At 68.0% G+C, this 15,798-nt stretch carries 15 protein-coding genes; all 15 read right to left on the bottom strand.

What is annotated here, in order from left to right; translation table 11 throughout:
* Positions 1–43: 43 nt before the first annotated feature.
* Positions 44–970 (bottom strand): RluA family pseudouridine synthase, encoded by a 927-nt coding sequence (locus tag C5B99_RS07490; RefSeq protein ID WP_104241148.1) that lies wholly within the window; start codon positions 968–970, stop codon positions 44–46.
* Positions 970–1,521 (bottom strand): signal peptidase II, encoded by a 552-nt coding sequence (gene lspA, locus C5B99_RS07485; RefSeq protein ID WP_258063115.1) that lies wholly within the window; start codon positions 1,519–1,521, stop codon positions 970–972. Before lspA ends, C5B99_RS07490 begins: the two co-directional genes overlap by 1 nt.
* Positions 1,522–1,531: 10 nt before the next feature.
* Positions 1,532–2,278 (bottom strand): DivIVA domain-containing protein, encoded by a 747-nt coding sequence (locus C5B99_RS07480; protein ID WP_104241147.1) that lies wholly within the window; start codon positions 2,276–2,278, stop codon positions 1,532–1,534.
* Positions 2,279–2,584: 306 nt separating this feature from the next.
* A complete protein-coding gene (locus tag C5B99_RS07475) occupies positions 2,585–2,869 on the bottom strand; it encodes a YggT family protein (RefSeq protein WP_104241146.1) in 285 nt (94 codons plus the stop codon).
* A 118-nt stretch (positions 2,870–2,987) separates the two neighbouring features.
* Positions 2,988–3,494: a cell division protein SepF gene (locus C5B99_RS07470; protein WP_104241145.1), complete on the bottom strand. Its 507-nt coding sequence runs from the start codon at positions 3,492–3,494 to the stop codon at positions 2,988–2,990.
* A 33-nt stretch (positions 3,495–3,527) separates the two neighbouring features.
* A complete protein-coding gene (locus tag C5B99_RS07465) occupies positions 3,528–4,244 on the bottom strand; it encodes a YggS family pyridoxal phosphate-dependent enzyme (RefSeq protein ID WP_104241144.1) in 717 nt (238 codons plus the stop codon).
* Between the two features lie 7 nt (positions 4,245–4,251).
* Complete coding sequence (gene ftsZ / locus C5B99_RS07460; protein ID WP_104241143.1) at positions 4,252–5,478, bottom strand: cell division protein FtsZ; 1,227 nt, start codon at positions 5,476–5,478, stop codon at positions 4,252–4,254.
* A gap of 253 nt (positions 5,479–5,731) precedes the next feature.
* Positions 5,732–6,454, bottom strand: a complete 723-nt coding sequence (locus C5B99_RS07455) for an FtsQ-type POTRA domain-containing protein (RefSeq protein WP_104241142.1) — start codon at positions 6,452–6,454, stop codon at positions 5,732–5,734.
* Positions 6,451–7,860, bottom strand: a complete 1,410-nt coding sequence (gene murC, locus C5B99_RS07450) for a UDP-N-acetylmuramate--L-alanine ligase (protein WP_104241141.1) — start codon at positions 7,858–7,860, stop codon at positions 6,451–6,453. The genes C5B99_RS07455 and murC overlap by 4 nt, the downstream gene beginning before the upstream one ends.
* 89 nt (positions 7,861–7,949) lie before the next feature.
* A complete protein-coding gene (locus C5B99_RS07445) occupies positions 7,950–9,035 on the bottom strand; it encodes a glycosyltransferase (RefSeq protein ID WP_104241140.1) in 1,086 nt (361 codons plus the stop codon).
* Positions 9,032–10,261 (bottom strand): putative lipid II flippase FtsW, encoded by a 1,230-nt coding sequence (ftsW, locus tag C5B99_RS07440; protein WP_104241139.1) that lies wholly within the window; start codon positions 10,259–10,261, stop codon positions 9,032–9,034. The genes C5B99_RS07445 and ftsW overlap by 4 nt, the downstream gene beginning before the upstream one ends.
* Positions 10,221–11,732, bottom strand: coding sequence for a UDP-N-acetylmuramoyl-L-alanine--D-glutamate ligase (gene murD / locus C5B99_RS07435; protein ID WP_104241138.1), 1,512 nt, complete (start codon positions 11,730–11,732; stop codon positions 10,221–10,223). Before murD ends, ftsW begins: the two co-directional genes overlap by 41 nt.
* The gene (mraY, locus tag C5B99_RS07430) at positions 11,729–12,826 is read right to left on the bottom strand and encodes a phospho-N-acetylmuramoyl-pentapeptide-transferase (protein ID WP_104241137.1); all 1,098 of its coding nucleotides are present in this window, start codon (positions 12,824–12,826) and stop codon (positions 11,729–11,731) included. The genes murD and mraY overlap by 4 nt, the downstream gene beginning before the upstream one ends.
* Entirely contained in the window at positions 12,823–14,241 is a 1,419-nt protein-coding gene (gene murF / locus C5B99_RS07425; RefSeq protein ID WP_104241136.1) for a UDP-N-acetylmuramoyl-tripeptide--D-alanyl-D-alanine ligase, read from the bottom strand. Before murF ends, mraY begins: the two co-directional genes overlap by 4 nt.
* A gap of 4 nt (positions 14,242–14,245) precedes the next feature.
* A complete protein-coding gene (locus C5B99_RS07420) occupies positions 14,246–15,778 on the bottom strand; it encodes a Mur ligase family protein (RefSeq protein WP_104241135.1) in 1,533 nt (510 codons plus the stop codon).
* Positions 15,779–15,798: the final 20 nt, after the last annotated feature.

Here is a 15,798-nt window from a genome sequence, read left to right as displayed (position 1 = left end):
CCATCTTAGATCGCCGGAGCGGGTCCGCGAGCGTGCCTGTGGACTACAGCTCGCCCTCGCGCAGCACCTCGAGCGAGTGCGCCAGATCGTCGGGGTACTCGGTCGTGAACCGCACGGGCTCACCTGTTCTGGGGTGCGCGAACCCGAGCTCCTTCGCGTGCAGCCACTGGCGCTTGAGGCCGAGCTTCGCGGCGAGGATCGGGTCGGATCCGTAGAGCGGGTCGCCGATGCAGGGATGGCGCTGTGCCGCCATGTGCACGCGGATCTGATGTGTGCGCCCCGTCTCGAGGTGCACCTCGAGGAGGGCTCCACGACGGAACGCCTCCGTGGTCTCGTAGTGGGTGACGGAGGGCTTGCCCTCGCTCGTCACGGCGAACTTCCACGAGGAACCGGGGTGGCGCCCGATGGGGGCATCGATCGTTCCGGAGAGGGGATCAGGGTGGCCCTGGACGACCGCGTGGTAGACCTTGTCGACCTCGCGGTCGTGGAAGGCCTTCTTGAGCTGCGCGTATGCCAGCTCGCTCTTCGCGACGACCATGAGTCCGCTGGTTCCCGCGTCGAGGCGATGCACGATGCCCTGGCGCTCGGATTGCCCGGACGTCGAGATCGTGAAGCCCGCCGCTGCGAGCGCACCAAGGACCGTCGGCCCATCCCATCCGATCGATGGATGGGCTGCCACGCCGACGGGCTTGTCGATCACGACGAAGTCGTCCTCATCGTGCACGATCTTGAGGTCGGGCACCGCGATGGGCACGACTTCGACCGGCCCAGCCTGCTGCCATTCGACGGAGATGACGGAACCCGCCATCATCCGGTCGGACTTGCCGACCTGCTTGCCGTCGATCGTGATGCCGCCGGCTGCGGCGATGTCGGCCACCTGCGTCCTGCTGAGCCCGAGCAGCTTCGAGACTCCCGCGTCGACGCGGGCCCCCTCGAGGCCGTCTGGGATCGGGATCGTCCTGGATTGCATCACGCGTCCTTCTTCGCCTTTGGTCGGCGCTTGCCGTCGAATCCGATGTCGAACAGGGTGAGCAGCACGAACGCCGACATCCCCACGACGATGCACATGTCCGCGACGTTGTAGATCGCCGGCAGCATCCAGGGCGTGTAGATGAAGTCGATGACGTGACCGACACCGAAGCCCGGCTCGCGGAAGAGCCGGTCCCAGAGGTTGCCGAGCGCCCCGCCGAGCACGAGCCCGAAGACGGCGGCCCACAGCTTCGAACCCAGCTTCCTGGCCACGACGACGATGACGATCACCATGATGGTCGAGACGCCCGTGAAGATCCACGTCGAGCCTGCGGCGAAGGAGAAGGCCGCGCCGGGGTTCCTGACGAAATGCCATTGGAGGAATCCCCCGAGCACTTCGATGGTCTGGCCCTCGGTCATCGATCCGACGACGGCGGCCTTGCTGATCTGGTCGAGCGCAAACGCGCCGACGGCGACCGCGGCGAGCATCGCAAGAATGCGGATGCTCGGTCGCGATCGCCGTTCGGTGGTCTGCAGAGGTGTGTCCTCCACGTTCCGGTTGCTACTGGCCCGCTGGTGCGGAGCCTTCGAGGACGTCGCTGGCCTGACGGTTCAGGTCGTTGAGCTGTCCCTCGATGTAGGAGCGCAGGTTGTTGCGGTACTCGCGCTCGAAGATGCGGAGTTCCTCGATGCGAGCCTCGAGCTTCGTCTTGGTCTCCTCGAGGCGACCGAGGGTCTCGCGTTCCTTGGCCTCGGCCTCGGTGACGATCGTGCGGGCACGACCCTCGGACTCGGCCGTGATCTCGCGGGCACGCTTCTCGCTGTCGCCCTCGATCTGACGGGCGCGGGTCTCGGACTCGGCGACGATCTCTCGTGCACGGGTCTCGCCCGTTGCGATGATCTCGTCGCGCTTGCGGGTTCCCTCTTCGACGTGCTCGTCGTGGAGGCGACGGGCGAGCGCGATGAGCGAGCTGCTCGTCTCGGCCTCGTCTTCGCCCTGCGCGACGACGGGTGCGGGAGCTGCGGGCTGAGCGAGCGGAGCGATGGGCTCCGGCTCGGGCTCGGGCGCTGCCTCGACCTCGACGCTGGGCTCCTCGACCGGGGCGGGAGCGGCTGCGGCCGGCGCGTGATCGGCGCGGGCCTGTGCCTCTTCGAGCTGCTGACGAAGCTGCTCGTTCTCCCCCACGAGGCGGCGCATCTCTGCAACGACCTCGTCGAGGAAGTCGTCGACCTCATCTTGGTCGTACCCCTCGCGGAACTTGGTCTGCTGGAAGCGTTTGTTGATGACGTCCTCAGGAGTGAGTGCCATGTCGGCCACCTTTCGACTCTCTCTGCGATTGGTCTGTATCTGGTATAGACACTGAGTTTTACTTCAAGACTCTGGGCCTGACTTCAAGACATTGGATCTTGCTTCAAGACACTGGGTCTGACTTGACAACACTAGCGTTGCACAGGTGTGCGCGCAGAACGTTGCTGTGCTGCACAGCACATAGGTCACATTACGGCACTTGGGTCCCGCGCGTCACATTCTGCCGGGAAAGTCGGCATTGACCTCGTGGAATACGCCGATTCCGGCCATCCACGGGGCAGAACCGGGACCGGACGGCAGCCGCGCTCAGAGGAGACGGACGAGATTCGACGTGATGACGAGGGCGAACATCACGATGATCCAGGCGAGGTCGAGCGCGATGTTGCCGATGCGGAGCGGCGGGACGACCTTCCGAACCGCACGGAGGGGCGGGTCGGTCAGCGAGTACACGCCTTCGCAGAGCACGAGGACGAAGCCCTTCGGCTTCCAGCGCGGGGCGAACATGCGCGCGTAGTCGAGGATCAGCCGCCCCCACATCACCATGATGTAGAGGCCGATGATGAAGCCGAGGATCGCGCCGAGGATGTTCATTCGTTTCCTGAGATGTTGTCGCGCAGACACGGCGACGGTGCACCCACTGGATGCACCGTCTCACCGTTCGCGCGAATGCGGGCCGGTCCGCCTGGCGGCAGAGCCTGACTGGATGGGGCTACTGGAAGAACGAGGCTTCCTTCTCCGCCTCGAGCTTGCTCGACTCGCCGTGGACGGCGATGTGCTGCGGAGAGAGCAGGAAGACCCGGCTCGTCACGCGCTCGATCTTGCCATACAGGCCCTGAGAAAGTCCGCTCGCGAAGTCGATGAGGCGACGGGCTTCAGCCTCGTCCATCTCCGAGAGGTTCATGATGACCGGGACGCCATCGCGGAAGTTCTCGGCGATGACCTGCGCGTCTTTGTTGTAGGCCTTCGGGTGGACCGTGAGGATCTCGTTCATTTCCGCCATCGCCGGGGTCGAAGTGTGCTTGGGAGCTTTGGTGATCGGAGTCACTGGCGCCGGCTTGGGGCGCTCGGTGACCACCGGGGAGAGCTGCGGCGAGGGGGCCGCCGTGGGCGACTGCCTCTGCTGCTGCTGCGCCTGGGGCGTCTCGTCGTGCAGATTCTGCTCGTCTTCGTCAGCAAGGCCCAGGTAGACCATGGCATTGCGCAGCGGGTTGGCCATTGTGCTCCTCCGTGTGTTCGGCGTGCGTCCACGCTACGTCCGGTCGGGGCGCTTTCCCGTGATTGCCGCGCCGATCCTTAGGTGTGTCGCACCGTTTTCGATGGCTTCCCTGAAATCGTTCGACATGCCCATCGAGAGTGCGGTGGCAGCTGGCGCAAGCGCCTGGATGCGCTGGCCCAGCTCCCTGAGGTCGCCGAAGGATGCGCGCGGCTCCTCCCCCAGCGGGGCGACGCACATGAGGCCCTGCAGCTCGAGGGTCGGAGTGCGGAGCACGTGCTCGACGAGCGCGTCGAGCTCGTCGGGCTGGACGCCACCCCGGGTGGCGTCTGGCGTCATGTTGACCTGCACGAAGACGGGCAGCGGCCGCTCGCGCTCGATCGTCGACAGGGCGTCGACGAGGCCCGCGCGGTCGATCGAGTGCACGGCATCCGCGTACTGGGCGATCTGCCTGGCCTTCTTCGTCTGGATCTGACCGACGAAGTGCCACTCGAGCTCGGCGCGGCCGGCGAGCGCCTCGGCCTTGTCTCTCGCCTCCGGATGCCTGCTCTCCGCGAAGCGGCGCAGTCCGAGGTCGACGAGCTGGGCCACGAGCTCTGGACCGTGGAACTTGGTGACCGGGATGAGGGTGACCTCGGCGACGTCCCGGCCCGCGGCACTGCAGCTCTCGCCGATGGCCGCCTGGATCGCCGAGAGGCGCTCGGCCAGCGTCGAATGACCCTGGCCGAGCGCCTCCACTGCGTGCTCTGGCATGTGCGCCCTACTTGAGGAAGTCCGGGACGTCGAGGATGTCCTCGGCGTCGTCGTACGCCGCCTCTGGCTCGCGGCGCGGAGCGATCGTGGGAGCCTCAGCCGTCGACCAGGACGGGGCCTGCGCTACGGGGACCGGGGCCTGGACGGGCTCCCGTTCGATGGGCGCCGCGGGGGCCGATGCGACTGCGGCAGCAGCAGCGCCGAGCCCGATCGCTCCGGTATTCGCCTGCTGCACGGGAGCCGCGGCGACCGCCGGGGCCGCCTGCTGCTCCTGGATCGTCTTGGGCTCGCCACCGGCGAAGCCTGCGGCGATGACCGTCACGCGCACCTCATCGCCGAGGGTGTCGTCGATGACGGCACCGAAGATGATGTTGGCCTCCTGGTGGACGGCCTCCTGCACGAGCTTGGCGGCGTCGTTGATCTCGAAGATGCCGAGGTTGGAGCCACCCTGGATCGACAGCAGGACGCCGTGGGCACCCTCGATGCTCGCCTCGAGCAGAGGTGAGGCCACGGCGAGCTCTGCGGCCTTGATGGCACGGTCCGCGCCTCGGGAGGAGCCGATGCCCATGAGGGCGGAGCCGGCACCCTGCATGACCGACTTCACGTCGGCGAAGTCGAGGTTGATGAGGCCAGGAGTCGTGATGAGGTCGGTGATGCCCTGCACACCGGCGAGCAGCACCTGGTCTGCCGTGGAGAACGCCTCGATCATCGAGATTCCGCGGTCGCTGATCTCCAGGAGACGGTCGTTGGGCACGACGATGAGGGTGTCGACCTCTTCCTTCAGGGTCGCGACGCCCTGCTCGGCCTGCTGCATGCGGCGTCGGCCCTCGAAGCTGAAGGGCTTCGTGACGACACCGATCGTGAGGGCGCCGATCGACTTGGCGATGCGGGCGACGACCGGAGCGCCACCCGTTCCGGTGCCTCCGCCTTCTCCCGCGGTCACGAAGACCATGTCGGCGCCGGCGAGCGCCTGCTCGATCTCCTCGGCGTGGTCCTCGGCGGCACGGCGTCCGACCTCTGGGTCGGCTCCCGCTCCGAGCCCACGGGTGAGCTCGCGGCCAACGTCCAGCTTGACGTCGGCGTCGCTCATGAGCAGCGCCTGAGCATCGGTGTTGATCGCGATGAACTCGACGCCACGGAGGCCGAGCTCGATCATGCGGTTGACTGCATTGACGCCGCCGCCGCCGATGCCGACGACCTTGATGACGGCGAGGTAGTTGTTGGTGTTCGACACGTGTCCGGCCCCTCGTTGGCGTGTGGTGTGGATGAAGTACGGAGTGCACACCTCGGCGAGAAGCCCGAGAGCTTCAACCTCTACTTGAAGCTCAGAGATATGCGGTTTCCTGATTGCTTGCTTCGACGCTAGGTCGCGAAGCCCGCACGATCCGTGCAGTCCGCAGGTGTGTTGCGTTTTGCGCGGCGAATGACCGCGAGTCGCTTCAACCCCCACTTGAAGGTTTCCCCGTGACCGCCACCGCGGGCTCGCATCAGCGGGTGACGGGTGTCTCCGGACTCGACACGTCGTAGCTCGAGATGGACTGCTCGGCTGTCGCCGCGACGAGAGCCGCGAGCACCTCGGCCTTGCGGTCGGACTCCTCGGCGCTCCCCCAGACGACCTCCGCGCCGCTTCGCATCGTGAGGCGGACGTCGTCGATGCTCTTGGCCGTGACCGCAGCCACTCCGGAGCGGAACTCGACGGGCAGCGCGAGCGACACCGCGGCTGCCGACGCGAACGCCTCGGAGCCGACTCCCTGCCCGTCGAGCTCGAGGGTGGGGATGTCGGCGGCGGGTTCCGGCTGCGTCCACAGCACGACTCCCGCTGCGTCCATGACGTCGTAGCCTGCCGGCACCTGGACGGTACCGATCGGGGAGCGCTCGACGATCGTCACGACGAGCCTGCTCGGCGGCTCGACTCGAATCGAGTAGCTCTGCACCAGCACGTAGGACTGCAACCGGCTCTCGACGTCCTCGTTCGTGACGAGGGCGAGCGGCTGGCCGTTGAGATCGGCGAGGGATGCGTCGACCTGCGCCTTGTCGACGCGCTCGGCGCCGGACACGACGATCTCCCGCACGGACATGATGGGGCTGTAGACGGCGACCGCCACGAACGCCACGAGGGCGGCGAGGGCCGCCGCGATCCAGAGCAGGATGCGACGACGCCGTCGCGCGCGCCAGGTGAATCGGCGCGCCTCGTCGCCGAGCACGCTCACGACTGGCCTTGCTCCTTCGCGCCGAGCGCGTCGAGGAGCTGGGGCACGATGAGGTTGACGTCGCCGCAGCCGAAGGTGATCACGAAGTCGCCGTCGCGGGAGATCTGCGCCACAGTGTCGGCAGCATCCTGCCAGTCGGGGCGATAGGCGACCTTGCTCTGGTCGACGAAGGCGTTCTCCACCAGGGCCCCGGTGACGCCCTCGATCGGGTCCTCCCGAGCTCCGCACACGTCGAGCACGACGGTCTCGTCGGCGAGGCGCTCGTAGACCTCGGCGAACACGTCGCTCATCGCCAGCGTGCGCGAGTAGAGGTGGGGCTGGTGGACGGCGATGAGGCGGCCGGAGCCGACGACGGTGCGAGCCGCGGAGAGCGCTGCCTCGACTTCGGCCGGGTGGTGGGCGTAGTCGTCGTAGACGCTGACACCGTTCACCGTGCCGTGCAGCTCGAAACGGCGCTTGGTGCCTCCGAACTCCGAGAGCGCGTCGAGGACGGCGGCAGGCTCGAAGCCGAGCTGCACGAGGACGACGAACGCGCCGGTCGCGTTCAGCGCGTTGTGGACGCCGGGCACGTGCAGGAGCGCCGGGTAGTCGACGCCCTGCCAGGTGACGGTGAACCGGGTCTCCCCGCCCTCGGACGCGATGTCGGAGACGCGCGCGTCGGCCGACGGAGCCTGGCCGAAGGTCAGGATGCGGTCGTGGGAGAGCTTCCCGGTCAGCTCGACGGCGAGCGGGTCGTCGCTCGAGATGACGACGGCCTCGGTGGCGGCGTCTGCGAACTGGACGAACGCGGCCTCGAAGGCCTCGACGGTGCCGTAATGGTCGAGGTGGTCGTTGTCGACGTTCGTGATGAGCGCGATCGCCGTGTCGTAGAACAGGAAGGACCCGTCGGACTCGTCCGCCTCGACGACGAACGCCTCACCGGAGCCCACCGCGGAGCTCGTGCCGAGCGCCGAGATGATGCCGCCGTTCACGAAGCTCGGGGAGGCATCGAGCGCGTCCAACGCCGTGACGACCATGCCGGTCGACGTGGTCTTCCCGTGTGCGCCTGCGACCGAGACGAGACGGCTTCCGCGCGTCAGCCAGACGAGTGCCTGCGAGCGGTGCAGGACGTTGAGTCCGCGCTGCTTCGCCAGGACGAGCTCCGGGTTGTCTGGCCAGAGGGCGCTCGTCACGACGATGGTGTCGGCGTCGCCGAGGTGCTCGGCGGCGTGCCCGATCTCCACCCGGGCTCCGCGTTCGCGAAGCTCCCTGGTCGCGTAGTTCTCGGTGCGATCGCTGCCGGAGACGGTGAGGCCACGGTCGAGCATCATGCGTGCAATGCCGCTCATGCCAGAGCCGCCGATGCCGATGAAGTGCACCGCGCCGATCTCATCGGGGATCTGCGCGGTGGCGTCTGGATTGATCATCTCTGCTCCTGGGTTCGCTCGGTCTTCGAGCTGCGCGGCGTATGCCACGTCGATGGTCGAGGGTACTCCGCCTGACCGAGGTGGGAAATCTAGCGCCCCTGAGGGCTCCGCAGCGCCTCGTCGAGGAGCGTGACGACGCGAGCAGCGCCGTCCCGCTGCGCGGACGCGAGGGTCGCGGCCTCCATGCGAGCGCGGCGCTCGTCGTCGCGAGCGAGCGCGAGGAGCTCTTTCGACGCCCACTCCGGGGAGAAGTCGCCGTCGCTCACGCGGAGGGCGCCGCCGGCAGCGAGCACCGAGCGGATGTTGATCGTCTGGTGATCACCCGTGGCCGCGGGGTACGGCACGTAGACGGCTGGGAGTCCGACGACGCCCAGTTCGCTGACCGTCGAGGCGCCAGCGCGGGCGACGACCAGGTCGGCGGCCGCGAAGGCCAGATCCATTCGGTCGCAGTACTCGAGGACGTGGTAGCCGTCGAGCTCGTCGTGCTCGAACTTGGATAGCCCGCCGACGAGGTGAAGGACCTGCCACCCCTCCGCGATCAGCTCGGGGACCACGGCCCTCACCGTCTCGTTGACGCGCCTCGCACCGAGCGAGCCGCCGGTGACGAGGAGGGTGCGGCGTGCCGGGTCGAGTCCGAAGAATTCGACGGCCTCGCTCCGCTTCACCGCACGATCGAGGTGCTCGATCTCGGCGCGCAGGGGCATGCCGACGGTCACGGCCCCACGGAGCGGGGTGCCGTCGAAAGCCACGCCGACCCGCTTCGCCCAGCGCGCGCCGAGCTTGTTCGCCATGCCGGGGAGCGCGTTCGCCTCGTGCACGACGATCGGCACTCGTCCCCGGGCGGCCAGGTAGGCGGGAGCGGCCGCGTAGCCGCCGAACCCTGCGACCGCATCGATGTCGTGCTCGACGAGCATGCGCCGGACGGAGGAGACGGTCTCGCGAAGCCGCGGCAGGAACGTGAGCACCTGCGCGTTCGGGCGCCGCGGGAACGGCAGCTTCGGGATGGTCAAGAGCTCGTATCCGCGGGCTGGCACGAGGCGCGCTTCGAGCCCTTCCTTCGTGCCGAGGACGAAGATCTTGGATTCCGGGTCACGGGCGCGCAGCGCATCTGCGACTGCGAGGAGTGGGTTGACGTGGCCGGCCGTGCCGCCTCCGGCGAGCAGGTAGTTGGTCACGTGCGTGACTCCGATCTCTTCGGGTTGCGGGCGATCGACAAGACTATGCCAATCGCGAAGAGTGTCGTGATGAGCGCGGAACCACCGGAGGAGACGAGCGGGAGCGGCACGCCGAGCACGGGGAGGAAGCCGATGACCACCGCGATATTCACGAAGGCCTGGAAGACGATCCAGGTCAGCACTCCGCCGACGATCGTCTTCGCGGTCCAGTCGCTCGCCTCGTGGTAGATGCGCACGAGCACGACGGCGAGCAGGACGAAGAGCCCGATCACCACGATCGCGCCGACGAGCCCCAGCTCTTCGCCGATGATCGCGAAGATGAAGTCGTTGTCGGCCTCAGGCAGCCACGACCACTTGGCCTTCGAGTTCCCGAGGCCGGAGCCGAAGAGGCCACCGGCGGCCAGCGCATAGAGGCCGTGGGCGCTCTGCCACCCCCACGACTCGTAGTCGACGTCGCCGCCGAAGAAGTTGGTGATGCGGGCCATGCGGTTGTCGCTGAAGACCGACATCAGCACCGCCCCGGCCACGGCGACGGCGAGAGCCAGCAGGAGGTATCTGGTTGCAACTCCCCCGAAGTACAGCGCGCCGAGCACAAGCGCCCCGACCACGATGATGGTGCCGAGGTCCTTGCTCAGGAGCATGATCCCGAAGCAGAGGAGCAGGACGGGCACGATCGGGACCGCGACCTCCTTGCCGATATGGAGCTTGCCCTGCTTGCGGCCGATGATGAGACCGAGCCAGAGCACAAGGGCGACCTTGACGACCTCCGCCGGCTGCATCGTCGTGAAGCCGAGGTTGATCCAGGCCCGGTTGCCGTTGATGTCCACGCCGATGGGCGTGAAGACGAGCGCCTGGAGGATGATGGCGACGGCGAGCGCGGCCCACGCCGACCTCTTCCAGAAGCTGAGGGGCATCCGGGATGCGAAGAGCATGAGCGGGATGCCGAGCGCCGCGAACGTCGCCTGGCTCACGAACCGTGACGAGACCGCGTTCCCTCCCGCGAACTCCTCGACCGAGGAGCTCGAGAGCACCATGACGATGCCGAAGGCGACGAGGAACAGCGTGATGGACAGCAGGAGCACGAAGTTCCTGTTGACGCCGCGGATGCGCTTGCCGAGGGAGACGACGACGGCGGTCGAGGAGCTCTTGCGGGCGGGCGCGGTACGCGCGCTCGGGCCGCCTGGACTACTCGGGGGTGCGGTCCGGGGAGCCTTCTGTCTCGGCATGCAGGCCCCCTTCAAGATGCGACGCGACGGCCAGCGCGAATCGCTGACCACGGTCGCTGTAACTCACGAACTGATCCATGGAGGCGGCCGCCGGTGCGAGCAGCACGGTGTCCCCGTCCTGCGCGAGCCGAGCGGCTTCCGCCACGGCACGACTCATGATGGAGTCAGTTTCGCTCACGTCGATCTCGATGAAGGTGACCTGGGGCGCGTGTTGCGCGAACGCGTCGACGACCTCGGAGCGCGAGGCTCCGAGCACGACGGCACCCCGCAGCCGCCCTGCATGCTTCGCGACGAGGGGTGCGATGTCGACGCCCTTCAGGAGCCCTCCGACCAGCCAGACGACGCTGCGGTGAGCGGCCAGGGAGGCATCGGCCGCGTGCACGTTCGTGGCCTTGGAATCATCGACCCACAGGACGCCAGAGCGCTCGGCGAGGACCTCGTGGCGGTGCCGGTCGACGGAGAACGTCGAGAGCGCAGCCGAGATGGCGGAGACGGGAACACCGACCGCGCGGACGAGAGCGGCGGCCGCCAGCACGTCCTCGACGAGGTGCTTCGAGGAGAGCCCGCGCAGGCGCAGCTCATCCAGCGTCGTCAGCTCGAGCGCGGTGCGCGCTCGATCATCGAGGAACGCGCGGTCGACGAGGATGCCGTCGACGACACCGAAGTCGCTGGGGCCGGGCACATCCGTGCCGAAGCCGATCGCACGGCATCCCTCGATGACGTCGGCCGCCTCGACGAGATCCAGCGTGGCCTCGTCGCCCTTGTTGTAGACGCAGGCGATCTGGGCACGCTCGTAGACGCGCCCCTTCGCTGCTCGATAGGCCTCGGCTCCGCCGTGCCAGTCGAGATGATCGTCCGCGATGTTGAGGACGACGGCCGCGTGCGCCGACATCGAGTGCAGCGAGTGCAGCTGGAAGCTCGAGAGCTCGACGACGAGCAGCTGGAACTCTGCCGGGTCCCTGAGCACGTCGAGGACCGGCACGCCGATGTTGCCGCACGGCGCGGTGCGGATGCCAGCGGCGAGCCCCATGTGCGCTGCGAGCTGGGTGGTCGTCGTCTTGCCGTTCGTGCCGGTGACGGCGAGCCACGGCGCCGCCTCCCCGAACTTGTCGCGAAGCCGCCAGGCGAGCTCCACGTCCCCCCAGAGCGGAACGCCGAGCGCTTCAGCCGCCGCGATGAGCGGGTGGCTCGGCGCGAAGCCGGGAGACGCGACCACGAGGTCGGCGCCGAGGCCCCGCAGCGCCTCGACCGCGACGTCGTCGCTCTCGGCGATCGTGACGGGGACGTCGAGGACGTCGAGGATGCGCTCGCGCTCCTCGTCGTGGGACTGGGCGATGACGTGCGGCCTCGCACCGAGTTCGGTGAGGGTGTCGGCGACCGAGAACCCGGTCTTGCCGAGTCCGAGCACTGCGACGGCGACGCCGTTCCAGTCGTCGTGCCAGCTTCGCAGCGCCTCGATGTCGCGGGTCACGTCGTGACCCCCCACTCCGCGTAGAAGAGGCCGATGCCGAGCGCGGCGCACAGCCCCGCGATGATCCAGAACCTGACGACCACCGTCGTCTCAGCCCAGCCCTTCAACTCGAAGTGGTGGTGGATCGGGCTCATGAGGAAGATGCGCTTCCCCTTGGTGAGCTTGAAGTAGATGCGCTGCACGATGACGGATCCGGTCGTCATGACGAACAGCCCGCCGATGAGGACGAGGAGCAGCTCGGTCCGGGTGATGATGGCGAAGGCGGCGATGGCACCACCCAAGCCGAGCGAGCCGGTGTCGCCCATGAAGATCTGCGCAGGCGAGGTGTTCCACCAGAGGAAGCCGATGAGGGCTCCCGCGATGCCGGCCGCGACGATCGCGACGTCGAGGGGCGCGTACGCCGTGTAGCACGCCGACTCGAGCGACTCCGCGAGACGCTCGGTCCCGCAGGCCTGGTTGAACTGCCAGTAGGCGATGATGCCGTACGAGCCGATCGAGATGATCGAGGCCCCCGTGGCGAGGCCGTCGAGGCCGTCCGTCACGTTGACGGCGTTCGATGTGCTCGTCGTGATGACGACGATCCAGATGATGAGCGCGATCGTTCCCGCGACGGCGCCGAGCGCCATGAAGTCGATGGGCAGGTCGCGGATGAACGAGATGTGCGTGGAGATGACCGGCACGCCGTCGTTGTTGCGGAACTGGAGGCCGACCACCGCGAAGAGCCCGGCGACGACGACCTGGCCGACGATCTTCGACCATCCGCCGAGGCCGAGCGACTGCTGCTTGCGCACCTTGAGGAAATCGTCGATGAAGCCGATGACGCCGAGGCCGACCATCATGCCGAGGATGAGGAGTCCCGCGGCCGTGACCTGGTCGCCCGTCGCGAGCGTCGCCGCGAAGTACGCGAGCACCGACCCCACGATGAAGACGATGCCGCCCATCGTCGCGGTGCCCCGCTTCGAGTGGTGGGCCTGGGGCCCGTCCTCTCGGATGAACTGACCCCACTCGAGGCGATGGAAGAGCCGGATGAAGAGCGGCGTCATGAAGAGCGTGAACGCCAGCCCGACGCCCCCGGCAATAAGGATCGCTATCACGCGAAGTGCCCCCTGAGGTGCTCGGCGAAACGGTCCCCAAGGTGTCGGAGGCCCGCTGAGTTCGAAGACTTGACGAGCACGAGGTCACCAGGGCGGGTCTCCCGCACGAGGAGCTCGTAGGCCTCGTCCATGGACTCGACGAAGATGGACTCGCCGTCCCAGGAACCCTGGGCGATGGCGCCGAGGTGGAGCGCGCGCGCGTCACGGCCGACGACGATGAGCTGATCGATGCCGAGGCGGACCGCGAGGAGTCCGAGGCGGTCGTGCTCCTCGATCGACGCGTCGCCGAGCTCGCTCATGGCGCCGAGCACCGCGACCGTGCGCGACCCCGTCGGCGCGATCTGCGCGATGGTCTTCAGCGCAGCGGCCATGGAGTCCGGGCTCGCGTTGTACGCGTCGTTGATCAGGTTGACCTGGCCAGAGTGCTGGAGCTCCATGCGCCACTGTTCAGCGCGGGTGACGCGCTCGAGCGCGTCGCGGATCTCGGTCGCCGGAACTCCCTGCGTGTGGGCTGCGGCTGCCGCGGCGAGCGCGTTGGTGACGTGATGCTCCCCGATGACCCCGAAGCGCACCAGGACGGCGTCCTCTCCGGGCAGGTGCAAGGTGAACTGGGTGCCGGCGAGGCTCGTCGAGACGTCGCTCGCACGCACATCCGCTCGAGCTCCCCTGCCGAACCAGAGGACGTCGGCCTCGGTCTTGTCGGCCATCGAGGCGACCCGGCCGTCGTCGGCGTTCAGCACGGCGGTGTCGCCGGCGACGAGGCCCTGCACCATCTCGGTCTTCGAGGTCAGCGTCACCTCGATGCCGCCGAACTCGCCGGCGTGGGCGAGGCCGACCGTGAGCACGATCCCGACGTCGGGCTTGGCCATCGCGATGAGCCGGCTGATCTCGCCGGGTGCGCTCGCACCCATCTCGGCGATGAGGGTCTGCGTGCCCTCGGTCAGCTTGAGGAAGGTGAGCGGGGCTCCGACCTCGTTGTTGAAGCTGGCGACGGGGGCGACGGTCTCCCCTCGAGCCGAGAAGATCTCGCGGAGGAGGTTCTTGGTCGTCGTCTTGCCGTTGGATCCGGTCACGGCGATCGTCGTGAGCTCGCCGCGGGCCTTGACACGGGTCACGACCGCTGTGGCGAGACGCCCGAGCGCGAGGACGGCGTCATCGACGACGACCTGGGTGACGGGGAGGTCGAGGATGCGCTCGACGAGCAGGAGAGCGGCTCCGTTCTCGACCGCCTTCGGCGCGAAGAGGTGTCCGTCGGTGAACTCGCCCGGCTTGGCGACGAAGATATCGCCGGTTCGGATGAGCCGAGAGTCGGTGTCGACGGTCCCGGAGAAGACGCTCTCGAGGGTGTCGCCTGCCGCCGGTCGGGCTTCTCCCCCGGTGATCTCTGCGATCTCGCGAAGTCGGAGTTCGATCATCCGCTCACCACCCTGCTTCCCTGAGCGCCGCTCTGGCCTCTTCTCGTGCCGAATACTGGATCTTCTTGCCCGCGACCTCGGTGTAGCTCTCGTGGCCCGGACCGGCAACGAGGATAGTGTCCTCTGCGCCCGCAAGCGAAACCGCCTTGCGCAGACCGAGGCTCGCGTCGGCGATCTCGTAGAGCTCGCGTTCGGGGTGGCTCGACCTGGCGCTCTCGACGAGGACGCGTCGGATCTCGTCCGGGTCCTCGGTGCGGGGGTTGTAGTCGGTGATGATGACGACGTCGCTGCCTGCGGCGGCGACTCGCGCCATCTCGGGCCGCTTCGTCCGGTCGCGGTCGCCGTCGGCACCGAAGACCATGAAGAGGCGTCCCGTCGTCATCGCGCGAAGCGCGCCGAGCGTCTGCTCGAACGCGTCCGGGGTGTGCCCGTAGTCGACGTACAGGCGAGGGCCTCGCTCACCGGAGACCAGTTCGAGGCGCCCAGGCACGAAGGCGTCGATGCCGCCGTCACGCTCGAGCACCTCGGCGATCTCGCCGAGGTCGTAGCCGGACTCGACGAGCATCGCGATCGCGAGTCCCGCGTTAGCCGCAGAGAACCAGCCGGGCATCGGGATGCTCGTGTGCAGGACCCGGTCATCTGGGCTCGTGAGCGTGAAGCTCGTGCTGCCTCCGCTGGAGTCGGTGACGACCAGGTTCCAGTCGGCGTCGGTCCCGGGCTTGGAGGAGATGGTCGTGACGGGGATGCGGGAGTCCTCGACGACGCGCGCGCCCCACTCGGAGTCGAGCGACACGACGCCGCGTCGAGCGCGCTCCGGCGTGAAGAGCTTGAGCTTCTCGCCGAAGTAGGCGTCGAAGTCGACGTAGTCGTCGAGGTGGTCGTGCGAGAGGTTGATGAAGCCGACGACGTCGAACTCGATGCCGTCGACCCGGTGCCTCGTGATGGCCTGCGCGGAGACCTCGATGCTGGCCGCGTGGACGCCGACCTCGCGCATGCGGGCGAGCAGCGCGTGCAGCTCGCTGGCTTCTGGCGTCGTCAGGCTCGCCTCGATGCGCTCTTCGCCGATGCGGCGCTCGACCGTCGTGGTGAGGCCGGTGACGACCCCCAGCTGCAGCAGGAGGCCGTCGAGGATGTAGACGACGGACGTCTTCCCGTTGGTTCCCGTGACGCCGAAGAGCTTCGGCTGGTCCGGGTCGGTGCGGTAGATCCACGCGGAGACGTCGCCGAGCGCGAGACGCGGCTCCTCGGTCACGAGGACCGGTACTCCGAGGTCGCTGGCCAGCTCGGCCCCGGCGGCGTCGGTGAGGACAGCGACGGCGCCGGCCTCGGCCGCGTTCGCGGCGTAGCTGGCTCCGTGCACGCGAGCACCGGGGAGCCCCACGTACAGGTCTCCGGCTTCGACGTCCAGTGATGAGATGGAGACGCCGGTCACCTCGACCTGGTCGACGCCTTCTGGGGCGTCGAGTCCGAAGTGCGCGCACAGCTCGGAGAGCGAGCGCGGCACTGGGTGGGATGGACGAATGCTTGCTGCGGGCATGACTTCCTGTGCAGTAGTGC

The organism is Pseudoclavibacter sp. Z016 (assembly GCF_002931215.1).
GTDB lineage: Bacteria > Actinomycetota > Actinomycetes > Actinomycetales > Microbacteriaceae > Pseudoclavibacter.
This window is presented reverse-complemented; position numbering and strand designations above follow the sequence as displayed.